This is a genomic window from Rhodoferax sp., from assembly GCF_030646845.1.
GTDB lineage: Bacteria > Pseudomonadota > Gammaproteobacteria > Burkholderiales > Burkholderiaceae_C > Rhodoferax.
On record NZ_JAUSLE010000007.1, the window covers coordinates 177,103 to 199,794 of the forward strand.

A 22,692-nucleotide genomic window follows, 5' to 3' on the forward strand; every position below is an offset into this window, starting at 1 on the left:
GCCTGTGAGACAGGTGAAACCGTTCAGGCGCTGCCTGAACGGGGTTGAAAATTACCGCTTGTTCCTGATCGGAATGTTCATGTCTTCGGGCTTGATCTCGCGCACGAGTTCAGGCACACCCCAGGCAAACGCCGGGTCGGCCTTGATCTTGAAGTGGTACATGCTCTGCATCGCCTGGTGGTCTTCCTTGCGGAAGGTCATCTTGCCCTTGGGCGTGTCAAAGCTCATGCCCTCCATGGTCTTGATCAGGGCATTCGCTGAAGCGTCGCCATTGGTGTTCTTGAGCGCCGTCACGACAGCCATCGCAGCTGAGAAGCCGCCGGCCGTGAAGAAATCTGGCGGGGTCTTGAACTGACTGTAATGACGGGACACCATCGCGTCATTGATCGCGTTCTTTGGAATGCCGAAGTAGTAATACAGCGCGCCTTCCATGCCGGGGAACTGCTTGTAGGCCACCATCGCCGGCAGAATATTGCCGCCAGTGGCCAGCTCGATGCCATAGCGCTTTTTCAGTTCCAGGTCGGCGATCTTGCTGAAAGGCGCGGGTGCGCCGGACCAGCCCACGGAGATGTATTTCTTGCCCGGCTGGTCCTTGAGTTTGTCAATGATGCGTTGCAGGCCGGCCGTGAAGTCGGTGGTGCCGACGGGCAGGTACTCCTCATGCACGATCTTGGCATGCTTGAGGGCCTCCCTGCTCGCCTTGACGCCGTCACGCCCAAACGCGTTGTCGTTCGCCAGCGTGGCAACCACGTTGCCGGGCTTGTCCAGCGCCACGACGTTCGCAGCGGCGTCCTGGCTTGAGTTGCGACCGGTACGGAAAATGTACTTGTTCCATTTGTCGCCGGTAATTGAGTCGGCCACAGCGGGCTCAACCAACAGGATCTTCTTGTATTCCTCAGCCACGGGCAGCATCGCCAATGCAACGGGCGAAGCGGTGGGGCCCACGGCCAAGTCCACTTTGTCGTCACCGTAGGCCGCGGCCAGCAGGCTCTTGCCAATATCGGGCTTGCCCTGGTCGTCCTTCTCGATCACGACGATTTTCTTGCCAGCCACCATCATGGTGCCGCCAGTAGCGTAGTCCAGACCCATCATGAAACCGGTTGCGGTTTGCTTGCCATAGGCTTCCAGCGGCCCGGTCTTGCTGTAAATGTGGGCGATCTTGATTTCCTTGGACTGGCTGAATGCCAAGCCGGAAGTCAGGGTGCAGGCCAATGCGGCAGTAGCAAGCGCGGTATGCGCAACCCAAGTACGACGATGCATATTTGTCTCCTGTTATGTAATTGACCTTAGAGTCTATGCACCAAACATGCCAAATCGCAAGTCATTGATTTAATTGGAATTAATCCTTCAAATGGGAATTTTTGTATTATTTCCATACATTTTAGGATGTATGAATTTCATTCACTTTGTATGATTTTCAGGCATTTTCGCCAAGACGCTCATAAAGCTTGGCACGCGAAATGCCCAGCATTTTTGCGGCGGCCACCTTGTTGCCCCGGACCGCCGTCATGGCCGCGGCAATGGCTTCGCGTTCCAGCTCGGCCACCTGATCAGCCAGGGGCCGGACCATCGCCGTGAGGGCCCCTGCTGCCGCACCCGGTGCAGCGGGCGCTGGCATTGGTTCGAGTTGCGCAACGCCCGCCTCGCGCAGCACGGCCGTCAGTTGCGACACATCGATGCGGTGCGAGTCGCTGCGCATGGTGGCCTGCTCCAGCACATTGCGCAGCTCGCGGATGTTGCCACGCCAGACTTGCGCGGACAAAAGCGACAGCGCCGCATCGCTGAGCTCGGGCGGCTGTGCGCCGCTGCGCAGGGCCATGTCTTCGCCCAATACCTCCACCAGCGCGGGAATGTCCTCGCGCCGCTCCCGCAGCGGTGGCACCCGTATGGGCAACACGTTCAGGCGATAGTAGAGGTCTTCGCGAAAATGGCCTTCGCGTACCAGCCTGGTCAAATCGCGCGAGGTCGCGGCAATCACCCGTGCATCAAACGGAATGAGCTTGTTCGATCCCAGTGGCTCGATCTCGCCTTCCTGCAGGGCGCGCAGCAGCTTGGCCTGCAAACCCAGTGGCATGTCGCCAATCTCATCGAGAAAAAGCGTGCCGCCATGCGCCAGGCGGAACTTGCCCTCCCGTCCCTTGCGATCAGCACCGGTGTAGGCACCGGGCGCCACACCAAAGAACTCGGCCTCCAGCAGGGTATCGGGCACCGCCGCAATGTTCAGGCTGATGAAAGGCCCGTCCGCCCGCGCGGATGAGGCGTGAATCGCGTGGGCCAGCAATTCCTTGCCGGTACCAGTTTCACCCAGCAGCAGCACCGGGCTGGCGGTTTGCGCCGCCCGTCGCGCCTGCCGCTTGACCTCGACGGCGGCGGGGCTGGCGCCCACAAAACTGGCAAACGTATACCGGGACTGACGCTGGCCATTGCGCTGGCTCATGCGCTGGCTGATGCGCTCGCTCGCCAGTTCACGTCGGGCATCATCCAGATCGCGCTGCAACAGGGCAAACTTGCCCACCAGAGGCTGCAGACTGGTCTCCGCATGATCAAACAAGACGATGCCCAACGCGCCAATCACCTCCCCCACGTTGTCGCGCAGCGGAATGCGGCTGACCACAAAGGTGCCGGCCCGGTTGGTGAGCAAGTCAATCAGTATCGGTTTGCCGCTCTCCAGCACGTGATGCATCTGCGTGTTTTGCACCACGCTGGCCACCGGGTGGCCGACAAAATCCTCGACGCGCTCGAAACCCAAAGCGGGCAAGAACCGTTTGTACTGCTCGTTGATCCAGACCACGCGGGCTTGCCGATCCACCAGCATCATGCCCTCGCTGGCATTGGCAAACAGGTCGAACATGGAGCGCGCCGCCAGCTCCAGAATGCTCTGGGCGTCGCGTGGCAGGGAGTCGGTTTTTTCCATGCGCGGATGTTACCGCGCACCATGAAGCCCAACGGTCAGAAAGCCGTGCCAGAGCAGGTAATGACCTCCTACATCGACACGGGCTGCAAACAACGCCAGAACGCGGCTTTGTCCGCTGCCGCCATTCAGTGCGGCTTCGTAGACTGGCTCATCTTCCAACGCAAGGAGCCTGCGCATGAACATTCCCGCCATTTCCACCGGTGCCATCAGTGCCCGCAAGGCCGTCAGCTACTTTTGCCTCAGCGCCCTGTTTGCCGTCGCCGCTGCGACCGCACAGGTCGGCGTCGTCGGAGACACGGGCATTGACACCTCGGGCAACTACCAGCGGGAACGCGGCTGGTGCATGGTCAACACCTCGGGTGAAGAACGCGCGGCCTGCCTGAAAGGTTCCGGCGCGGCACAAGTCGAGAAGCGCCGCGGCACGCTGGACAACAGCGGCGCCGACTATGGCGCCAACGCCATACGGCGTTGCGACGTGTTCGCGGGCGACGATCGCGCTGCGTGCAAGGCCCGTGTGATGGGTTCTGGCAGCACCAGTGGCAGCGTGCAGGGCGGCGGCACCATCAAGCAGGTCGAGACCGTGATCATGCCCAAAACGCCCTGACCCGTTTCCGGCTCGTTGGGCGAGCCGTGTTTCTACAATGGCGACCCATTCTCAACATGACAGTGAGCCGATCCATCGAACATCCCGCCATACCCACGCCAACAATCCTGCAGATTGACGGTCTGTGCTTGCGCTACCCGCAGCGCGAGCTGTTCGCCGGTCTGTCGGCAAACATCCCGCCGGGAGTCACCCTGGTGCGGGGCGGTGACGGCAGCGGCAAGACCACCCTGCTGAGATTATTGGCGGGGGAGCTGCCCGCTGATGCCGGACAGATCAAGGTCAACAACGTCACATTGGGTGCGCTGTCCGACGACTGGCGGCGCCAGGTGTTCTGGACCGACCCGCGCTCATCGGCTTTTGACCAGATGACACCGGTCGGCTACTTCTTGTCCCTGCACGCCCTTTACCCTGGGTTTGACGATCAACTACTGGGCGACCTGACAGACGGCCTGTCACTGGCGCCGCACCTGAACAAGCCGCTGTACATGCTGTCCACCGGCTCCAAACGCAAAGTCTGGCTGGCCGCCGCCTTTGCTTCGGGTGCTGCGGTGACACTGCTGGACGAGCCGTTTGCCGCGCTGGACAAGGCGTCGATCAATTTTGTGCTGGAGCTACTAAAAGACGCGGCGCAGCACCCTGCACGTGCATGGGTGATTGCCCACTACGAAGCGCCCCCCGATGTGCCGCTGGCAGCGATCATCGATCTGGAACACCGTTAACGCATTGACGCCGACGACTCCGCCCACCCGCCGCCAAAACGCGGCCATGGCCCATCTGTTAAAACACTTGATATCCATTTTTGCGTAGTACCAAGCCAATGCCGAATTCATCCCCCCCTGTCACTACTGAAGCGGCCCCCAGCGAACAGCCCGTCATCCGCTGGACCGAGGCGGGCGAAGAGCGTTCCGCGCTCTGGCGCTCAGAGCGCGGCGCACCGCCGCCGAAACGGGTCGTTCTGGCTGACGACACCACCACAGCCGACACCGCTTACCGACTGGCCTGCGAAGGCACGGCCCTGCTCTGGCGCGGCGATTTCCACAACGCGCGGCAATTGCTGCAGGCGCTGGCGCGGCGTGCCGACAATGTTCCCGCACGCAAGCGCAAAAAGGCAGCCCAGGTTGTGCCTGTTGCAGATGCCTTTCACCAGCATCGCCTGGCGCAATCGCAGCGGGCACGCATGCTGGGCATGCTGCTGATTCCTTTCAATGCCGACCACAGCATTCCCCTGCGCCGTGCCCCCGATGTGAAAACAGCCTGCACCGAAGCCTGGGGCCCGGCGGACGCGGCAGCGGGCGCTTCGGTGGCGTCCCTGCGTGAGCTGCTGGGCATCACCAGCGCACACGAATGGCGCAGAAAAGGCGTTGAAATCGCGGCACTCGGCGAGCCACCTCACAACCGCATTCACCCCCATTACGGCGTGTTCTCGCCGGTGCGGGGGGAATACATCCAATTGGTCGCCACCGCGCACCTGCCTAAACCCCCGCCCGGCCAGACCTCGCTGGTGGCATTTGATATTGGCACGGGCACCGGTGTGCTGTCTGCCGTACTGGCACGCCGTGGCATCAGGCAAATCGTGGCCACCGACCAGGACCCGCGGGCCCTGGCCTGCGCGCGTGAAAATATCGCTCAACTCGGCGTATCGGAACAGGTGCAACTGGTACAGGCCGACCTGTTCCCCGAGGGCCAAGCGTCCCTCGTGGTGTGCAATCCGCCCTGGCTGCCGGCGCGGCCCAGTTCGCCGATCGAACGCGCCGTCTACGACGAAGGCGGCCGCATGCTGCAGGGTTTTCTCAAAGGCTTGACTGCGCACCTGGCGCCCAAAGGTGAAGGCTGGCTGATCTTGTCCAACCTGGCGGAACACCTGGGCTTGCGCTCCCGCGCCGAACTGCTTGAGGCTTTTGAGCGCAACGGCTTGCGGGTGATTAGCCGCATCGACGCCAAGCCGCAACACCCCAAGGCGTCGGATGCTGCTGATCCGCTGGCCGATGCGAGGTCTCGTGAAGTGACCTCGCTCTGGCGTCTGGCCGCCATTTAGTAAACACACAATCGACACACGAAAGAACCCATGACCAACGCCATCTACGCGTCTTCCATCCCCGTCTTCAAACAGATGCTGGGCGGGCTCAAAGCCGTCCTGCGCAATGCCGAAGCGCATGTCACCGAGAAAAAGATTGACCCCAACGCCCTGCTGCAGGCGCGCCTGTTCCCGGACATGTTCCCGCTGCTACGCCAGGTGCAGGTGGCCACCGACTTCGCCAAAAGCGTGTCGGCGCGCCTGGCTGGGGTCGAGGTGCCCAAGCTGGAGGAAACCGAACAGACCTTTGGCGACTTGCAGGCGCGCATTGACACTGTGCTGGCTTTCATGGAAGGGCTGGACGTAGCCCGGTTTGATGAAGCCGCCACGCGAGAAATCGTCACGCAGGCTGGCACGCCGAAAGAAAAGCGCTTCACCGGCCAGTCTTACCTGCTCAATTACGGGCTGCCGCACTTCTTCTTTCACACCACCACCGCCTATGCCATCCTGCGCCACAACGGGGTCGACGTGGGCAAGAAGGACTACATCGGAACTTATTGAGCGCAGCATACGTCCGAAGCGTATCTGACAGACCGGAGAAATGCCGATCGATGGAACGACTGCGAATAGACAAGTGGCTGTGGGCCGCGCGCTTTTACAAGACCCGGTCCCTGGCGTCCGAGGAGATCGTCAAAGGGCGGGTCCAGGTCAACGCACAGGACGCCAAACCGTCGCGCGAAATCAGGATGGGCGATACGGTGGTGATTCGTCAGGGCCCGGTCATCCGCACGGTCACGGTGCTGGGCATCAGCCAGCAGCGCGGGCCCGCCACCACTGCGCAAGCGCTGTATGCCGAAACTCCCGACAGCATCCGGGACCGGGAGCGTGGCGCCGAGCAACGTCGCCTGGCCAGCGAACCCGCGCAGACGATTGAGCACGGTCGCCCCACCAAACGTGACCGGCGTGATATCGAGAAAGCCAGGGATGACCGATGGCGCACGTCGATTGACCCATGACTTGGGGCGTGGAGCTTGGGGTTTTTGCACCGGCTACCGCGACAGAGGCCTGAAACGAGTAACATTTTTCACGTAACAAATGTTGCGTTTTCTCAAGAACCGATGACAGGGACTCCGCACAGTCATAAAATGTTCACCCATGTCCGAGAAGAAATCTGTTGGCTTTCCAGACCTCACTCAGCACGCTGAATATGAGCCCACCCGGCCGATGCCGCTGCACGAGCTGCCTCTGCCGACCCGCATCGACACCGAAATGGCCATCGTCCGCGCGAACAATCCGCGCATTGCCAAATCAATCGAAGTGTTCTGGGGCCACAAGGACTGCGTTGAATACCTTGAACAACTGATCCTCAGCGGTGGCGACGGGTTCGGCAACGCAAGGGTCGGGTTCAAACGCGAGGTGCTGTCAGCCCTGATGAACCTCGCCACACTGCACGAAGTGAAAGAACGCTAAGCGCCGCTCCAGGGGGCTGCCCCGGCCAAGGGGGATGAAGCGCTGTTTCTTTACCAGCCGGAGCGGCTGCTCCCAGATGAGCTCAGACGATTTTTTCCAGCGCCAGCAGGCCCGTAGCGGTATTGGAGATCGGAATGTGGTAATTGCTGTGCACCTTGCGCACACCACTGGCCGGGCCCGTCGTCAGCGCCGCGCGCATCGCCAGCCACATCAGCAACTCCACGCCCTGCGTGCCGGTCTTCTCCACCAGTTCGTGAATGCTGAACTGCGTGGCCCACTCGGGGTTGCTCTGCAGGCTCTCCATGAACTGCAAGTCAAACTCCTTGTTGATATGCCCCGCCCGCTCGCCATCCAGTTGGTGCGACAGACCACCGGAGCCGATCACGGCCACTTTCTTGTCGCTGTCCCACGCTGCTATCGCCTCGCCCACGGCCCGGCCCATCGCATAGACGCGGCTGGCTTTGGGCAACGGGAACTGCACGGTGTTGATGCAGATTGGCACCACCGTCACCGGGCAGTCGCCCTCGGGCCACAGAAGTTTCAGCGGCAAGGTGCAGGCATGGTCCACCAGCATTTCCTGGCAGGTGACGATGTCGAACTCTTTCTCCACCAGCGTGTTGATGATCTGCCATGACAAGTCCAGCTCCCCCTTGAAAGGCGGCAGCGTGGGAATGCCCCAGCCTTCATCGGCGTTGTTGTACTGCGGCGCTGCGCCTACGGCAAAAGTGGGCATCTTGTCGAGAAAGAAATTGAGGCCGTGATCGTTGTAGAACATCACTACCACGTCGGGCTTGACGCGGCCCAGCCACTCGCGAATCGGCGGAAAACCGCCAAAAAACGGCTTCCAGTACGGGTCTTGCTGCAGGCCCTTGTGAATCGCGCCGCCGATGGCGGGGATGTGCGACGTGCCGATGCAGCCGATGAGTTGTGCCATGCGTGTTCTCCTGTACCTGTATTGATTACTTGCCAGCGGCCACCAGCTTGGCCCTGAATTGTTCTTTGCTCATGCCGGTTTGCTGGGCGCCGATGTCCTGCATGTCCAGCCCGAAGATGCCAGCGAACTTGGCCAGGTAATAGGCGTTGCCGCCGGCAGCAATCAGCTGCAGCACATTGCGCGCGCGGATGGCGGCGGCCTGCTGCTCGTTCAGGCCGTACTTGCGCATGTAGGCCTCTTCGTCCTTCTGGAACTCGGCGCGGTTTTCGGCCGAGTTGAACGAAAAACACATCTTGTTGAGCGCGTAGCCTTTTTGGGCCTGCTCGCCATCGAAGGGCGTGGTGCCCGGGACCTTCGGCATGGGATTGGTGGAAGCCACGGTTTCTCTCCTGTTATTGACCATCGTCAAGCGGGAGTATTGCGCGTTCATTGCCAAAGATAAACACATGGATCATGATGCAATACATGAGCAAATTAGATTATTCCAACCTGGATGGCCGCCTGCTGCAACTGCTGCTGGCGGTGCTGGAGGCCGGCTCCGTCACCGGCGCGGCGCAGCGCCTGGGGGTCACGCAGTCCGCCGTCAGCCACCTGCTGGACAAGCTGCGCGCCATCACCGGCGACCCGTTGTTCGTGAAGGCCGGCCGCGGCATCGTGGCGACGGCGCGGGCGGAAGCGCTGGCGGTGCAGGCGCGCGAACTGTTGTCCTCGATGGAGCGCTTCTGCCTGTCGGGCGAGTTCGAGCCGGCGCGCTGGCAGACCACCTTTACCGTGGCGGCCAACGATTTCCAGCGCGATGTACTGTTACCCCCGCTGATGGCACGCCTGCGCGCCCAGGCACCCGGCGTAACGCTGCGCGTGATTCCCTCGGACATTCCCAGCCTGGAGATGCTGCGCCATGAGCACTGCCAGCTCGTCATCAGCCCGCGCCCACCCGAAGGGACCGACATCCTGCAAAAGCGGCTGTTTGAAGACGAGTACCGCGTGTTTTACGACCCCACCCAGCGCGCCGCGCCGACAACCCGCGCCGAGTACCTGGCGGCCGGCCACGTCACCGTGGTTTATGAGCCCCAGCGCACGCTCGACCTGGACCAGTGGCTGGCGGCACGCGGCGTGCAGCGCCGGTTTTTGGTGATGGTGCCGGGCTTTGCCGGCGTGCCGCCTTTCCTGCGCGGCAGCGACCTGCTGGCCACCCTGCCCGGGCTGCTGCAGGCGCACCTGCTGCGCGGTTTGGCCAGCACCAAGGTGCCCGTGCCCTGCCCCACGATGCCGATGTACATGATCTGGCACATGCGCCACCAGCATGACCCGGCCCACCGATGGCTGCGCGCCGAGCTGGAAGCGGTCGTGGCGCCGGCACTGGCCAGGGCTGAACCGACGAGTTCTTAACGCTGCAGATACAGCGCTTCCAGCCGCGCCCGCTCCGTGGGGCCCAGACCCAGCGCCTTCTCCAGGTACTGCGGCACGCCACCGTAGTCGGCCTCGACGGTGTGCAACGCCGCATCCAGAAAATCTTCCTGCACGCGCCAGAGCACGTTCAGCACCTCCTGCGGTGCCAGGGCGGGGCCGGCAATGGGCATGCGAAACAGGTCGTTGGTCAGCAGGTAGTCCTGCATCACCACCGAGCGCGGCACGCCCAGGGCCAGCAGGATCAGCGCAGCCGCAAAGCCGGTGCGGTCCTTGCCTGCCGTGCAATGAAAGACCGCGGGCGCATCGCTCTCCAGCAGATGGCCGAACAGCTCGGCAAAACGCGGCGAGTTGCCGTGCACGAAGTCGCGGTAGGTCTGCTGCATCAGCCGCACCGTGTCCTGCGCCGTCGGGTGGTAGCCGGACTGCAGCAGCTCCTTCATGCGCTGCACCACGGTGGGCTCAATCGCCAGCGAATGAGAGGCCACCCCCGGCAGCTCATACGGCACTGCAGCCCGCTCCGTCACCCCGCGGAAATCGTAGGCCCGCGACAGGCCCAGCCCGGTCAGCGTGGCCAAGTCATCGGGGGTGAGCGCGGCCAGATGGTCGGAGCGGAACAGCCGGCGCCAGCGCACCGTTCGTCCATCGTGCCCGACGTAGCCGCCGAGATCGCGGAAGTTGGTGGCACCAGTAAGGTTTAGAGAGCGCGAGGGGATTTGCATGGATTCGATGGTGCGGGAAAAAAGTTAAACCAGTGTGACGCAAACAGGGGCCTATAGTTCCAGCGCTTTCCGGGCTGGCTTTGTCGCACGCAATCAGGTCGGCGTAGTCATTTTAAAATAGAAATTGGCCTCTAGCCCCCGTATTTATTGCGTGATACGCTATTCTTTTAATAGCAAATGTCAAAAAATAGCATCTCAGCTATCTGTGTATTTCCTGCTGGAACCACGCGCACTGGCCACTGGATACTTCTCGCCGTTCACAATCAGCTTCAGGCGGGCGGCCTCCATCAGATCAATATCCAGCTTGTCGCAAAGTTGCAGCAGGTACAGCAAGACATCGGCTGCCTCGGCGGCAACTTCGGCCTTCTTCGGCTCCGACAGGCTTCGGCTTTGCTCTTCGGTCAGCCACTGGAAGGGCTCCAGCAGTTCCGCTGCTTCCACCGCCAGCGCCGACGCAAGATTCTTGGGGGAATGAAACTGCTCCCAATCACGCGCTGCAGCGAAGTCACGCAGGGATTGGGTCAGGGATTGAAGTTCGTTGTTCATGAATTAATTCCGCGTATGAAATCCAATACGCACCCTACCCCATCTCAAGCAAAGGTAGTGCGCGCCAGCAGCTTGCCCTGGCGGTCAAGAACGAAAGCCTCGCCCATGGCCGGGCTCTGTTCGGCCAGGGACGAGATATTGACCTGATGCGTGACCCAGACTTCAAACTGCCGCTCGGGAATGCGCGTCATGGCCTGGCGCAGCAGCTTGGACTGGTCTGGCATCAGGGAACGGTCGCCAAAAGTGGAATTCAGCGCCGGCCAGACCGCATGTGTGCCAAACGCGAGATCCGCCGTGTCCTTGCAGCGGCACCAGGCGCTGCTCAGCACGGCGTGGGGCTTGAGATTGCTGCTGCGAAACCACGCGCCGATGCGGCGTGCATCCTGCTGGCCCGCAACGCTCAGGTTGCGCTGGGTGCGGCAGTCATCCAGTTTGAATTCCGGCGGGTCGCCAATGCCCGGCACCGTGGCGGCATGGCGCAGCAGCACGACACAGGCGCCAGCGCGCAAAAGACCTGCGACGTTGTTGTTGTCGTCGGCAGCCCAAGGCAGCGTTGGCCACACGCCAGCCGCCAACAAGGCCAGCGCGTCGCGCCGGGTGGCGCCCTTGCCGGGTAACAATGATTGAGACTGCATGGGTCCTCCTGCTGGGGTTGATTCTGACGAGGTTAGCACGCGGCTGCGAGGGCGGCCAGGGGACTGGCTTTGACCCTATTCATATAAGGAATCGGCCTCTAGCCCCCGTGGAATATGCTTGATACGCTACTACTTTCATAGCAGTCATCCGCCCATTCACAAGCCGCCGCCGCAGGCGCAAAATCACCTTCCGTCAAACTGCCAAGCGGGATGAAACATGTTCCCTACCCTTACCAGACGTCAGGCGCTGGGCGTAGCCGGTGCTGCTGGCGCTTTGTCATTCACCTGCGCGTGGGCACCACCCGCGCAAGCGCAGGGTGCGCCAGCCTCACCGGGCAGCGGCAGATTGCAGGGCTGGAAGCTGGGTACGCGCCGGCGCACTGGCATTCATGACCTGGCGCCCGCGCCGGACGGCGGGGTGTGGTTCACGGCGCAGGCCAGCGGACACCTGGGCTGGTTTGATCCCAAAACGGGCCGCACTGAGCTGGTGGCGCTGGGCCAGGGCTCCTCACCGCACGGCGTCATTCAGGGGCCGGACAAGGCGGCCTGGGTGACCGACAGCGGGCAAAACGCGCTGGTGCGGGTGAGCTGGCCCGACCGCACCGTGCGCCGCTTTCCCCATCCGCCGGGCACGCCGTATGCCAACCTGAACACCTGCGCTTTTGATGGCGATGGCGACCTGTGGTTTACCGGGCAAAGCGGCTACGTGGGCAAGGTGACGGTAAAGACCGGCCAGGTGAGTGTGCGGGCCTCGCCGCGCGGGCGCGGGCCCTACGGCATGTGCGCCACACCGGCGGGCGACGTGTGGTGGTGCTCGCTGGCGGGCAGCTTCATTGCGCGCATCGACCGGCGCACGGGCGAGTCCACCGTGGTGGAGCCACCCACACCCAGCCAGGGCGCGCGCCGCGTGTGGAGCGACAGCAAAGGCCGCATCTGGGTGAGCGAGTGGAACAGCGGCAACCTCTCCATGCACGACCCGGCAGCCACCACACCCGCCAGCCGCTGGCGCACCTGGAAGCTGCCGGGCAACGAGCCCCGTGCCTACGCGGTGTACGTGGACGAACGCGACGTGGTGTGGGTGAGCGAATGGGCCAACAACACCACGGTGTCATTCGATCCACGCTCCGAAAAGTTTGAGCGCTACGCCATGCCGCGCGAGGGGGCCAGCGTGCGCCAGATACTGGGCCGCCCCGGCGAAGTGTGGCTGCCCGAGAGCGGCACGGAGCACATTTCGGTGATCTACACGGCCTGAACGTCAGGCCGGCAAAACAACCTGAACTTCCAGCCCCGGCTGCGCATTGCGCACCGTGAATGTGCCGCCATGCGCCACGGCCACCAGCTTGCACAGGTACAGACCCAGGCCCACGCCGCCAGTGGCGCGTTCACGCGCGGCGTCGGCGCGGTAGAAGGGCTGGGCCAGGTGGGGCAACTGATCTTCAGGCACGCCGGGGCCGTGGTCGCACACGGTGATGCGCACGCCCTGCCCTCTGTGCTGCCCTTGCGCCGGCTTGTCCACTTGCACATGGATGCTGGGCGGATGCGACGCGTCGGCGCTGTGGCGCAGGGCGTTGTCCAGCAGGTTGCGCAGCAGCAGGCGCACGCGCGTGCGGTCCAGCGCGACAGCGGGCAGGTCGGAATCAATGTGCTGCTGCACGGCAGCAGCGCCGGGCAGACTGGCGGTAACTTCCGCCACCAGGGCAGCGAGGTCGGTCGGCTCGCGCTGCAAAGCGGCGTGCGGGCTGGCCAGGCGCTCGCTCTCCAGCAGGTCGGTGATCAGGTCGCGCATCAGGCCCAGGTCGCGCAGCAGGGCGTCGCGGCTCGGTTGCACCTCCAGGGTTTCGGGCAGCAGCTCGGTGTTCAGGCGGGCGCGGGTGAGCGGGCTGCGCAGCTCGTGGCTGATGGCCAGCAACAGGGCGCGCTTGGCCTCGAGCATCTGGTGAATGTCGCCGCCCATGGTGTTGATGGTGGCGGCCAGCTCGCCCAGCTCATCCGGGCGGGCCGCATGGTGCACCGGAATCGGTTGACCAAAGTCGCCCTGGCCAAAGCGCAGCGCACCAGCGCGGATGTCGTCCAGCGGGCGCAGCAGGCGGCGCACCCGGGCGTAGGCCAGCGCCGTCATGGCCAGCAGCACGGCCAGCGTGATCCAGCCCACCAGGCGTGGCCGGGTGTGCCAGATCTGGCGGTTCAGGCTGAACTGGATGCGGTGGCCGTCGGGCGTGGTGCGCTCCAGCAGGCGCGGCTCATTGCGGCGCCAGTCGTCGGCGGACCAGTCGCTTTGCCAGCGGTCCTCGCCCCGGCGGTTCGCGCGATCCGGCGCCTCGACGTGGCTAGTCCAGTTGACCTGCGGGCCGCTGATGCGCACGGTGACGGGCAAGCGCTGCACCAGGGCTTGCGCACGCTCCACGCTGGGTGGGCTGCCAACCTCGGCGGCGAGGCGGTCCACGTAGTCGGCCACCAGCGGGCGGGCGGCTTCGCGCCAGCCGACCGACAAAGCGCGCTGCATGCCGAACAAAAAGGTGGCGGCCATGGCCATCGCCAGCAGCAGAAACAGCGCCACCAGTCGGACGCGCAGCGAATGGGCCAGCGCATGGCGGGCGCGGCGGTGCCAGCGCGGGCGTCGCGTGGCCGGGGCCGCTTGCACCGTGTTCATGATTGGGGCTTGCCGTCGGTGCTGGGCTGGGCACGGCCGACGGCGAGTGAGTAGCCGGCGTTGCGCAGGGTCTTGATGCAGTCCAGCGGCTCAAGCTTCTTGCGCAGGCGGCTCACCACAATGTCCACGGCGCGGGTGTAAAGCTCGGCCTCGTGGCCGCGCAGCTGGTTCAGGATGTCGTCACGGCTGAAGACCTTGCCGGCATCGCGTGCCAGCAGGTGCAGCAGGTCAAACTCGGTGCCGGTCAGCTCCACCACTTCGCCACCGCGCAGCACGCTGCGGGTGGCGGGGTCGATGACCAGGCCGTCAAACACCAGCCGCACTGCCGCCGGGGCGCTGGTGCTGCGCCGGCGCAGCACGGTTTGCAGCCGGGCCACCAGTTCGCGTGGCTCAAAGGGCTTGGGCAGGTAGTCGTCAGCGCCCAGTTCCAGGCCCACCACGCGGTCCATCACTTCGCCACGGGCGGTCAGCATGATGATGGGGATGTCGCTCTCCTTGCGGATGGTGCGGCACAACTCAAAGCCATCCATCTCGGGCAGCATCACGTCCAGAATGGCGGCATCAAAGCCGCCGTGATGCCCTCCTCCGCCGCGCAGCAGGGCCAGGCCAGTGCTGGGGCGCAGGGCGCATTCCAGGGTCATGTCAAAGCGCTGGAAGTAAGCCGCCAGTGGCGGCCCCAGTTGCGCGTCGTCGTCAATCAGCAGAATGCGAGGCATAGCGCATTGTCACCGCCTCACCCGCGGCGGAACCAGCGGCCACCGCGGTGTTCCATGAAGTCGCGCACTTTTTGCTGCTGGGCCGGGTTCAGGCTGTCGTAGAAGTCAGCCAGCGCGGTGATGACCTCCGGGCTCTTGCTTTGCAGCGCCGTGGTCTTTTCAGTGACAAGGGCCTGCGCACGGGCCTTGTCAAACTTGTCACCGGCCACCAGGGCCTTCACGTCAGCGCGCGGGTCTTTGGTCTGGCCCATCAGGGCGATGCGCTGCTCCTGCAGCTTGTCGGCGAGCACGGTGAGACGCTGCTTCTGGTCTGCATTGAGTTCGAGTTTGCTGCTCACCCGCTCCACCATTTTGGCGCGGCGCTGGGCGGTGTCTTCGGCACTCATTGTGGCGCCGAAGCCATGGGGACGGTGGCCGCAGGCCGTGAGGCCACCCGCGAGGATGGCGGCGCCAAAGAGGCCAATGAGGGTTCGTTTGATCCAGGGTTTCATGACAGTGTTTCCTTGATTGAAAAAGGGATGAACAAGGCTGTCATGGTGCCCCATGATGGGCGTGGCGTCCTGTCTGCGCGGTATCGGTTTGTTTCGGTTTATGTCAGCCACCGGCGGCGGTCAACGCTGCAGCCACGCCGCCAGCGCGTCAGTGACCGCCTGCGGCTGCTCCAGGGTGCACATGTGGCCACAGTGCTCAATGACGCACAGCGCTGCATTGGGAATGGCGTCGCGCATTTGCGCATGCTGGGCCGGCGTGCTCCAGCTGTCTTCACGCCCGCACAGCACCAGCGTGGGACATTGAATCGTGGGCAACAGCGTGCTGGCGTCGGGCCGCGTCAGCAACGCGTTGATCTGGGCGGCAAACTGCCCGGGGCTGCTGCGCGCCAGTATGTCGAGGACGGATTCAAACAGCGGCGTGTCGATGCGCTCGGGGTGAACCATGCCGCGCGCCCATTTGTCCGCCATGGCGCGCATACCCTTGGCGCGCGCCAGGGCCAGCAACTCCAGGCGGCCGGCGCGCTCCTTCTCACCCGCCTCGCCTGCGGCCAGCGGCTGGGTACCGGTGTCCATCAGGGCCAGGCGCTGCACCCGCTGGGGCGCCAGGCGCATCACCTCCAGCGCCACGCGCCCGCCCATGGAGTGGCCGGCCAGGCTGAAGCGCTCGGCAGGGGCCTCACTCAGCACCTGCTCGGCCATGGCGGTGAGCGTGTCGCGCAGGCCATAGGCCGGCACCACGCACTGGGCTTGCGCCTGCAGGGCGGCCACTTGCGGCGTCCAGACGGCGGCGTCGCACACCAGGCCGGGCAGGAGTATCAGAGTCGGTTGCATGGCGGGTGGCTCGCGGTTAGAACATTTCGGTGTCGACTTCGCTTTGCGACTGCGCGCTGTAGCGATTGCCAACCACGGTGTTCTGGTTGATGAGGGTGTCCAGCCGGGCCATGATGGCCGGGCTCAACTTGACGTCCACCGCACCCAGATCCTCATTCAGATGCGCCAGGCTGGTGGTGCCGGGAATGGGGATGATGTCCTCGCCCCGGTGCAGCAGCCAAGCCAGCGCGAGCTGGACCGGGGTGCAACCCACTTCGCGCGCAACCTCCAGATAAGCGGGCAGCAGCTTGAGGTTGGCGGCGTAGTTGGCCGGCTCGAAGCGCGGCATGCCGTGGCGGATGTCTTTAGGGTCCAGCGTGCCGACATCCAGCAGCTTGGCGGTCAGGAAGGCGCGCGCCACCGGGCTGAAGGCGACAAAGGAGGTGCCCAGTTCACGGCAGGCCTGCAGCACGGCGATTTCCGGGTTGCGCGTCCACAGCGAGTACTCGGTCTGCAGCGCCGCGATGGGGTGCACGGCGTGGGCCTTGCGCAGGGTGACGGCGGATACTTCAGACAGGCCCAGGGCGCGCACCTTGCCCTCCTCCACCAGGCGGGCCATGGCGCCGACGCTCTCCTCGATCGGTACCTTCTTGTCAAAGCGGTGCAGGTAGTAGAGATCGATCACATCGGTCTGCAGGCGGCGCAGACTGTCTTCGCAATTGAGGCGAATGGCCTCGGGCCGGCCGTCGATGATGCGTTTGATGCCATCGGGGAAGGTCACGCCCGCCATGCCGCCCTTGCTGGCCAGGGTGATGCGCCGGCGGTGTGGCTTGAGGACACGTCCGACCAGCTCTTCATTGACGCCATAGCCGTAGAGGGCGGCGGTGTCGAACATCGTGACGCCGGCATCGAGTGCGGCCAGCAGCACGCGCTCGCTGTGTTCGACCGGCGGCGGTGTGCCGTAGGCGTAGCTCAGGCTCATGCAGCCCAAGCCGATGGCAGAGACTTGAAAGGGGCCAAGGTGACGTTGTTGCATGGAATTCTTTTCTCAAAACACGATTTTCACCTAAACACCAATGGGGACCTGGCGCCCCACCCATTCAGGCAGCGGGGGCGAACGGTGCAGAACGTTTTCACTCAGCCACAGGGTGCTGCGCCGGGCGCGCTCGGCGACCACTGGCAGGGGCAACTGCTGGTAGTCGTCGTTGAAGACTTCGTAGCTGTAGTCGCCCCGGTAACCGATCCTGTCGAGCCGCAGCACCAGATCAGCGAGCGCGTCGCTGTGCACACCCTCGCCGGGAAACACCCGGAAGGTGCGGGCGGTGGCCATGCGCTCTTCAAAACTGGGGGTGTCCTGCCACATGAAGTCTGACAGCTGCACCAGAAAAATGCGTTCCGGGTCCAGCTCATCGATGCTGTCCAGCGGGGTCTTGGCGGCAAAGATGTGGAAAGAGTCCAGTCCGATACCCAGGTTGGGACAGTCAGCTCGGCAGACCACGTCCCACGAAGTCGTGAACTCGTTGATGGTGCGGCCCCAGGACAAGCCCTCATACGCCACCTTGATGCCCAGCGGCACGGCCAGCATGGCGAGCTTGCGCAGATCGCGGGCAATCAGGTCCAGGTCATCCGTGGCGTGGCGTGAAGTGGAGGAACAGGCCAGTAGCACCTTGGAGCCCAGTGCGGCGCACATCTCCAGCATCGACTTGGCGATGTCCACCTTGTAGCCATGCAAATGGCCCGACAAACCTTCAAAGTCGCGCAGCACCTGAAAGCCGGTGGGCCGCAAGCCGCTACCGCGCACCGCCGCCACCGCCGCATCCAGCCCGCCGGGGTGGCCGACGATGTCACGCGCGCTGAGCATCACCTGGGTGAAGCCGGCCTGGGCCATGGCATCGAGCTTGGCCTCCAAGGGACCCGCCATGGTGATGGTGTCCATCCCGAATCCGTTGAGCATGTTCATGGTCTGCCCCTCACGCCACCTGGTGGACCAGCTCGAACGACACCGAACCCAGCACCGTACGGGTCAACGCGCCTCTGTCTTCCGGGTGTAACTGGGCCGACTCCACGAACTCGACACCGCGGGATTTGAGCAGGCTCACCGCCGCATTGACATCCGGCACACCCAGGCCCAGGCGTTGCAGGCGCTCGGGCGCCTGGTCTTCATCCATCATGGGATCGGGTTCAATCAACTGCCACAAAAATCTACCGCAGGGACTGCGCATGAGCGTGCCCTTGGGCAGTATGCCGAAGCGCTGTTCATTGGGAATCAGGCTGAAGTCAAACATGTTCTGGTAGTAAGACACCCAATCGGCGCTGCGGTCGGCACCGATGTACTGCACCAGGCCGAAGTAAGTCATGCCCGCCAACGCGGGGGGCGCGGGGTCCACGGTGGGGATCGGACAGAAATCGATGTCGTAGATGGAGAACTCTTTCCAGCGGTCCACAAAGTAGAAGCGGCTGCCGCCCGGGCCCCGGATGCCCGGAATGTGCAGCTCCATGGCCTTGGCGTGACTGGGCACCTCCCAGGCGCCCAGGTCCATGCAGCGGGTTTGGGCCTTGAGCGCGTCCTGTACCCGGAAGGCCACCGCCGAGATCACAGGCTGCCCATCGACGGTGGCGCTGACGCGGGCGTCGTCCGGGTGCGCGTTGACCACCAGGTTCATCCCGCCTTGACGGTACAGGACGATCTCGCGCGAGCGATGCCGCGCAACCGGCCGAAAGCCCATGCTCTCCAGCACCTGCCCCAGCGCTTGCGGGCGGCTGGTGGCGTACTCAATAAACTCAATGCCGTCGATCCCGAGTCGATTGGGCATATCAGGGACGGCTTCGCGGTGGGTGGGGTGCGGGATCGTCATGAAACTTCTCCTCAATAGTTCAACCGGGCCACGGAGCGCAAAACGTCGGGCGTGGTGCCGGGAAATCCAAAAAACTCCAGGTACGCGGGAATCTGCTCAAACAGCATGTCTGAGCCCAACTGAATCCGGCAACCGCGCGCCTGCGCGGCAGCGAGGAAAGCCGTCATCTCGGTCTTCATGACCACTTCGCCGACAAAAGTGCGGGGCTCGATACGCGAGACGTCCATGGGCATGGCATCGCCTTCCTTCATGCCCATCGGCGTGGCGTTGACCACCAGGTCAAAGCCAGCCGGGTCATTCACACCTGCGCGCACGGTCATTTGCGGGTAATGCCGCAGCAGGCGTTGTGCCAGGCCACGGGCCGCATCCTCGTTGACGTCAAACAAATGCATCTCGCCCACACCGGCGGCCGCCAGCGAGGCCGCGATGGCGCAGCCCACCCCGCCACAACCCACCACCAGGGCGCTTGCGTCCTTCAAGACCAGGCCTTTGCGCAGCACGCCGCGCACAAAGCCTTCTCCGTCGAACATGTCGCCCTGCAGGCGGCCATCCGGCAGACGCCTGATGGCATTGCACGAGCCGGCAATTGCGGCACTGGGCAATACGTCGTCCAGCAGGTTGACCGTAGTGACCTTGTGCGGCATGGTGATGAGCGCGCCACGAATGTTGGTCAGTTTGAAGACCGCGCGCAAAAAGTCAGGATAGTCCTGCGCCTGGCAGCCCATGGGCACGACGATGGCGTTGATCCCGGCTTTTTCAAACCAGGGGTTGTAGATCATCGGCGCCTTGAAGGCGTGCGTGGGAAAACCAATGTGCGCGATGATTTCGGTGTTGCCGTTGATCATGCCCAGGCTGCCTTCGCTACTTGGGCTGCGGCCACACCGCCGGCAAAGCCCTGGTTGTGGTTGATGCCGTGAAGCATGAGAATTTCCATGATTGTTTCTTCCAGGGGTGACTCGCGCGCACCTGCGGCGGGTGACCCAGGTGGCTGGGGCTTACTTGCGGGCCTTGGCCAGTTCGGCCTGGATTTCCTGCACGGTTTCCTGACCCACAGCCACGGCGTACTTGGCGATCACGGGGCGCATCTTGTCGCGCAGCTTGTCCAATTCAGCCGCAGGCAACTCAGTCACTTGCATGCCAGCTTTCTTGAGGCCGTCCAGTGCCGTGACAGCAGCTTCACGAGCCACCTGGCGCTCGTATTTGCCGGCTTCCACAGCGGCATCGCCAATCAGTTTTTTCTCATCGGCGGTCAGCTTGTCCCAGAACTTCTTGCTGATGATGACGGACTGCGGGTTGTAGACGTGGTTGGTGACGGTGAGGTGCTTTTGCACTTCATAGAACTTGTTGGCGGAAATCACCGAGTACGGGTTTTCCTGGCCGTCCAAGGCACCGGATTCCAGCGCGCCATAGACCTCGGGGAAGGCCATGGGTGTTGGGTTGGCGCCGAGAGCCTTGACCCAGTCCAGATTGATCGGGTTCGGGATCACGCGGATTTTCAGACCTGCAAAATCTTCCACCTTGTTGATGGCGCGCTTGTTGTTGGTCATGTTGCGAAAACCCAGTTCCCAGTAGGTCAGGCCCACAATGCCTTTTTCGGGCAATTTGGCGTGCATTTTCTTGCCGAACGGACCATCGACCACGGCGTCGGCTTCCTTGCCGTTGGCAAACAGGAAGGGGAAGTCAAAAATGGCGAATTCCTTGACCTGGCTGGCCAGAATGCCGGAGTTCATGGTCACCATTTCAAGCGTTCCGCCTTGCAGAGCCGACACGTTAGGGGCATCGCCACCGAGCACGCCGCCGGGGAACAGGTTGACCTTGATCTTGCCGGCGGACTTGGTCTTGACGATCTCGGCGAATTTTTCCATACCCATCACCAGGGGATGGCCCTTGGGGTTCTGGGTCGCGAACTTGATGGTGTGCTCATTGACCTGAGCGTTGGCCACGCCAAAAGCAGCCAAAGCCGCCGCGGCCACCATGGTTTTAATCATCATGCGTTTCATTGTTGTCTCCTGAAAAGATTCACAGTACGCACACAGATCAATGCAGGACACGGCGTACCAGACGCGCCCCGCACGAGAGAAATCAAATCAACCGTAGAACCAGCGGGCAGGCACCATGACGATCTCGGGGAACAGCACCATCAGGAACATGATGGCGAACTGGGCAATCATGAAAGGCAACACGCCTTTGGTCACTTCATCCATGCTGACCTTGCCGACGCCCGCCACCGTGTTGAGCACCGTGCCCACGGGCGGCGTGATCAGGCCAATCGCGTTGTTGATGATGAACAGCACACCAAAGTACACCGGGTCAATCCCGGCGGCTTTGACGATGGGCATCAGCACTGGCGTCAAGATCAGAATAGTGGGCGTCATGTCCATGGCGGCACCGACCAGCATCACCAGCAGCATGATGGCGAACATCAGCAGCCTGGGGCTGTCCAGCAGAGGCTGCAGCAGGGCAACCACCTCGTCCGGCAACTGCGCCACGGTGATCAGCCAGGCCGACACCATGGCAGCCGCCACCAGGAACATGATCACGGCGGTGGTCTTGGCGGCCGCCAAAAACAGGCCATACATCTGTTTGAGTTTGAGTTCTTTGTAGACCAGGGTGGAGATCAACATGGCGTACACCGCCGCCACCACAGCGGCTTCAGTCGGTGTGAAAACGCCAAACTTCAGCCCCACCACAACGATCACGGGTAACACCAGCGCAAAGGTGGCATCTTTGAACGCGGCAAACACTTCGGCCTTTGACTTGCGCGGCGGCACTGCAACGGTTTCCTTGCGGGCCACATACCACCAGGTGACGACCAGCGACATGGCCAGCATGATGCCGGGGAAAATGCCGGCCATGAACAGCTTGGAAATGGACACGTTCGCCGCCACGCCAAAGATCACGAAGCCGATGCTGGGCGGAATGATGGGAGCGATGATGCTGGCAGAAGCCAGCAAGCCCGCCGAGCGCGCCTTGTCGTGACCGGCCGCCACCATCATGGGCAGCAGCAAGGCAGACAGGGCTGCAGCATCCGCCACGGCGGAGCCGGACAAGGCAGCCAACATCACCGCCGCCACGATGGCCACGTAGCCCAAACCGCCTTTGACGTGCCCCACCAGTGTCATGGCAAAGTTGACGATACGCCGCGACAAACCGCCCGCATTCATCACCTCGCCCGCCAGCATGAAGAAGGGCACTGCCAGCAAGGGGAAACTGTCCGCCCCGTTGATCACGTTTTGCGCCAGAATTTGCGCGTCAAACATGTCCATGTGCCACATCAAGGCAGCACCGCACAACAACAAGGAAAAAGAGATGGGAATTCCCAACGCCATGGCGGCGAGCAAGGAACCCAGAAAAATCACGATCGTCATGTGAGTTCCTCCGGGTTCAAGGATGGGGGTCGCCGTGAGGCATGTCGTCGGATTCGCGGATGCCGATCAGTTCAGCGTCCGATATGTTGCCGCTGAGCAAACGCCAGAAATCGTTGAACAGGATGGCAGCACCAGACACGGCGAACACCAGACCACAACCGTAAAAGATCGCCATCGAGACTTCCATCGCCGCGCTGGTGGAGTCCCAGTTGATCTTGACCTGGTCCAGCGAGCCCTTGAAGAGCAGCCAGCAGATGAACAGCATGAGCAGATGTCCCAAACCCAGGCACACTTTCTTGCCCGTGGCATTCAGGCGCGACACCAACATGTCCGTCCCCAGATGGGTCCGCTCATTGAGTGCCACGATGGCTCCCAGAAACGTGAGCCAGACGAACAGCCAGCGCGACAGTTCCTCGCTCACCGTAATACCGGAGTTGAGCGCGTAGCGCAGCACCACGTTGGTGAACACCAGCAGCACCATCAGCGCCAGGCTGGCCGCCATCAGCCATGACAGCAACCGGCAGTACTTGTTTAGCAATGTTTGCATCACGATATA

At 63.0% G+C, this 22,692-nt stretch carries 27 protein-coding genes; 8 read left to right on the top strand and 19 right to left on the bottom strand.

Going from position 1 to position 22,692, the window contains the following annotated elements; translation table 11 throughout:
- Positions 1–51: 51 nt before the first annotated feature.
- The 3 genes from Q7T10_RS02620 to Q7T10_RS02630 all read right to left on the bottom strand — a co-directional run bounded on the left by Q7T10_RS02620 (position 52) and on the right by Q7T10_RS02630 (position 3,091).
- The gene (locus tag Q7T10_RS02620) at positions 52–1,260 is read right to left on the bottom strand and encodes a substrate-binding domain-containing protein (protein WP_304745585.1); all 1,209 of its coding nucleotides are present in this window, start codon (positions 1,258–1,260) and stop codon (positions 52–54) included.
- A gap of 157 nt (positions 1,261–1,417) precedes the next feature.
- Positions 1,418–2,914 (bottom strand): sigma-54-dependent Fis family transcriptional regulator, encoded by a 1,497-nt coding sequence (locus Q7T10_RS02625; RefSeq protein WP_304745588.1) that lies wholly within the window; start codon positions 2,912–2,914, stop codon positions 1,418–1,420.
- 9 nt (positions 2,915–2,923) lie between these two features.
- Complete coding sequence (locus Q7T10_RS02630; protein WP_304745590.1) at positions 2,924–3,091, bottom strand: hypothetical protein; 168 nt, start codon at positions 3,089–3,091, stop codon at positions 2,924–2,926.
- On the opposite strand from Q7T10_RS02630, the gene Q7T10_RS02635 reads away from it, so the two are divergent.
- The 6 genes from Q7T10_RS02635 to Q7T10_RS02660 all read left to right on the top strand — a co-directional run bounded on the left by Q7T10_RS02635 (position 3,090) and on the right by Q7T10_RS02660 (position 7,002).
- Positions 3,090–3,518 carry a hypothetical protein gene (locus Q7T10_RS02635; protein ID WP_304745592.1) on the top strand — a complete coding sequence of 143 codons (429 nt, stop codon included), beginning with the start codon at positions 3,090–3,092 and terminating at the stop codon, positions 3,516–3,518. The two genes, Q7T10_RS02630 and Q7T10_RS02635, sit on opposite strands and share 2 nt — an antisense overlap.
- Before the next feature lie 62 nt (positions 3,519–3,580).
- Positions 3,581–4,237, top strand: coding sequence for an ATP-binding cassette domain-containing protein (locus Q7T10_RS02640; RefSeq protein ID WP_370653713.1), 657 nt, complete (start codon positions 3,581–3,583; stop codon positions 4,235–4,237).
- A 98-nt stretch (positions 4,238–4,335) separates the two neighbouring features.
- On the top strand, positions 4,336–5,553 hold the full coding sequence (locus Q7T10_RS02645; protein WP_304745594.1) for a class I SAM-dependent methyltransferase: 1,218 nt from the start codon (positions 4,336–4,338) through the stop codon (positions 5,551–5,553).
- 30 nt (positions 5,554–5,583) lie between these two features.
- Positions 5,584–6,093, top strand: a complete 510-nt coding sequence (locus Q7T10_RS02650; protein ID WP_304745596.1) for a DUF1993 family protein — start codon at positions 5,584–5,586, stop codon at positions 6,091–6,093.
- 50 nt (positions 6,094–6,143) lie between these two features.
- Positions 6,144–6,548 (top strand): RNA-binding S4 domain-containing protein, encoded by a 405-nt coding sequence (locus tag Q7T10_RS02655; protein WP_304745598.1) that lies wholly within the window; start codon positions 6,144–6,146, stop codon positions 6,546–6,548.
- A gap of 139 nt (positions 6,549–6,687) precedes the next feature.
- Positions 6,688–7,002 (top strand): hypothetical protein, encoded by a 315-nt coding sequence (locus Q7T10_RS02660; protein ID WP_304745601.1) that lies wholly within the window; start codon positions 6,688–6,690, stop codon positions 7,000–7,002.
- An 82-nt stretch (positions 7,003–7,084) separates the two neighbouring features.
- On the opposite strand, the gene Q7T10_RS02665 is transcribed toward Q7T10_RS02660, so the two are convergent.
- Both Q7T10_RS02665 and Q7T10_RS02670 read right to left on the bottom strand, forming a co-directional pair.
- Positions 7,085–7,936, bottom strand: coding sequence for a class III extradiol dioxygenase family protein (locus Q7T10_RS02665; protein WP_304745603.1), 852 nt, complete (start codon positions 7,934–7,936; stop codon positions 7,085–7,087).
- Positions 7,937–7,961: 25 nt separating this feature from the next.
- Positions 7,962–8,297 (bottom strand): protocatechuate 4,5-dioxygenase subunit alpha, encoded by a 336-nt coding sequence (locus tag Q7T10_RS02670; RefSeq protein WP_304745753.1) that lies wholly within the window; start codon positions 8,295–8,297, stop codon positions 7,962–7,964.
- A gap of 95 nt (positions 8,298–8,392) precedes the next feature.
- On the opposite strand from Q7T10_RS02670, the gene Q7T10_RS02675 reads away from it, so the two are divergent.
- Positions 8,393–9,325 (top strand): LysR family transcriptional regulator, encoded by a 933-nt coding sequence (locus Q7T10_RS02675; RefSeq protein WP_304745605.1) that lies wholly within the window; start codon positions 8,393–8,395, stop codon positions 9,323–9,325.
- Here Q7T10_RS02675 and Q7T10_RS02680 read toward each other — a convergent pair.
- The 3 genes from Q7T10_RS02680 to Q7T10_RS02690 form a co-directional block, all read right to left on the bottom strand.
- Complete coding sequence (locus Q7T10_RS02680) at positions 9,322–10,065, bottom strand: tyrosine-protein phosphatase (protein WP_304745607.1); 744 nt, start codon at positions 10,063–10,065, stop codon at positions 9,322–9,324. The genes Q7T10_RS02675 and Q7T10_RS02680 overlap by 4 nt on opposite strands.
- Positions 10,066–10,260: 195 nt before the next feature.
- The gene (locus tag Q7T10_RS02685) at positions 10,261–10,611 is read right to left on the bottom strand and encodes a nucleotide pyrophosphohydrolase (RefSeq protein ID WP_304745609.1); all 351 of its coding nucleotides are present in this window, start codon (positions 10,609–10,611) and stop codon (positions 10,261–10,263) included.
- Between the two features lie 44 nt (positions 10,612–10,655).
- Positions 10,656–11,246, bottom strand: coding sequence for a histidine phosphatase family protein (locus Q7T10_RS02690; protein ID WP_304745611.1), 591 nt, complete (start codon positions 11,244–11,246; stop codon positions 10,656–10,658).
- A gap of 217 nt (positions 11,247–11,463) precedes the next feature.
- Here Q7T10_RS02690 and Q7T10_RS02695 point away from each other — a divergent pair, with 217 nt between their 5' ends.
- The gene (locus Q7T10_RS02695; protein ID WP_304745613.1) at positions 11,464–12,498 is read left to right on the top strand and encodes a lyase; all 1,035 of its coding nucleotides are present in this window, start codon (positions 11,464–11,466) and stop codon (positions 12,496–12,498) included.
- 3 nt (positions 12,499–12,501) lie between these two features.
- On the opposite strand, the gene Q7T10_RS02700 is transcribed toward Q7T10_RS02695, so the two are convergent.
- From Q7T10_RS02700 to Q7T10_RS02750, 11 genes are all read right to left on the bottom strand, one after another.
- A complete protein-coding gene (locus Q7T10_RS02700; RefSeq protein WP_304745615.1) occupies positions 12,502–13,896 on the bottom strand; it encodes a HAMP domain-containing sensor histidine kinase in 1,395 nt (464 codons plus the stop codon).
- Entirely contained in the window at positions 13,893–14,612 is a 720-nt protein-coding gene (locus Q7T10_RS02705; RefSeq protein WP_304745618.1) for a response regulator transcription factor, read from the bottom strand. Before Q7T10_RS02705 ends, Q7T10_RS02700 begins: the two co-directional genes overlap by 4 nt.
- A gap of 17 nt (positions 14,613–14,629) precedes the next feature.
- Entirely contained in the window at positions 14,630–15,103 is a 474-nt protein-coding gene (locus Q7T10_RS02710; RefSeq protein WP_304745620.1) for a Spy/CpxP family protein refolding chaperone, read from the bottom strand.
- Between the two features lie 120 nt (positions 15,104–15,223).
- On the bottom strand, positions 15,224–15,934 hold the full coding sequence (locus tag Q7T10_RS02715) for an alpha/beta fold hydrolase (protein ID WP_304745622.1): 711 nt from the start codon (positions 15,932–15,934) through the stop codon (positions 15,224–15,226).
- Between the two features lie 16 nt (positions 15,935–15,950).
- Positions 15,951–16,949 carry an aldo/keto reductase gene (locus Q7T10_RS02720; protein ID WP_304745624.1) on the bottom strand — a complete coding sequence of 333 codons (999 nt, stop codon included), beginning with the start codon at positions 16,947–16,949 and terminating at the stop codon, positions 15,951–15,953.
- Positions 16,950–16,979: 30 nt separating this feature from the next.
- The gene (locus Q7T10_RS02725; RefSeq protein WP_304745626.1) at positions 16,980–17,873 is read right to left on the bottom strand and encodes a sugar phosphate isomerase/epimerase; all 894 of its coding nucleotides are present in this window, start codon (positions 17,871–17,873) and stop codon (positions 16,980–16,982) included.
- Positions 17,874–17,883: 10 nt separating this feature from the next.
- The gene (locus Q7T10_RS02730) at positions 17,884–18,768 is read right to left on the bottom strand and encodes a 4-hydroxyphenylpyruvate dioxygenase (RefSeq protein WP_304745628.1); all 885 of its coding nucleotides are present in this window, start codon (positions 18,766–18,768) and stop codon (positions 17,884–17,886) included.
- Positions 18,769–18,779: 11 nt separating this feature from the next.
- Positions 18,780–19,613: a shikimate dehydrogenase gene (locus Q7T10_RS02735; RefSeq protein WP_304745630.1), complete on the bottom strand. Its 834-nt coding sequence runs from the start codon at positions 19,611–19,613 to the stop codon at positions 18,780–18,782.
- Positions 19,614–19,763: 150 nt separating this feature from the next.
- Positions 19,764–20,768 (bottom strand): TRAP transporter substrate-binding protein, encoded by a 1,005-nt coding sequence (locus Q7T10_RS02740; RefSeq protein ID WP_304745632.1) that lies wholly within the window; start codon positions 20,766–20,768, stop codon positions 19,764–19,766.
- Positions 20,769–20,855: 87 nt separating this feature from the next.
- The gene (locus tag Q7T10_RS02745) at positions 20,856–22,136 is read right to left on the bottom strand and encodes a TRAP transporter large permease subunit (RefSeq protein WP_304745634.1); all 1,281 of its coding nucleotides are present in this window, start codon (positions 22,134–22,136) and stop codon (positions 20,856–20,858) included.
- 16 nt (positions 22,137–22,152) lie between these two features.
- On the bottom strand, positions 22,153–22,683 hold the full coding sequence (locus tag Q7T10_RS02750; RefSeq protein WP_304745636.1) for a TRAP transporter small permease: 531 nt from the start codon (positions 22,681–22,683) through the stop codon (positions 22,153–22,155).
- Between the last annotated feature and the right edge of the window lie 9 nt (positions 22,684–22,692).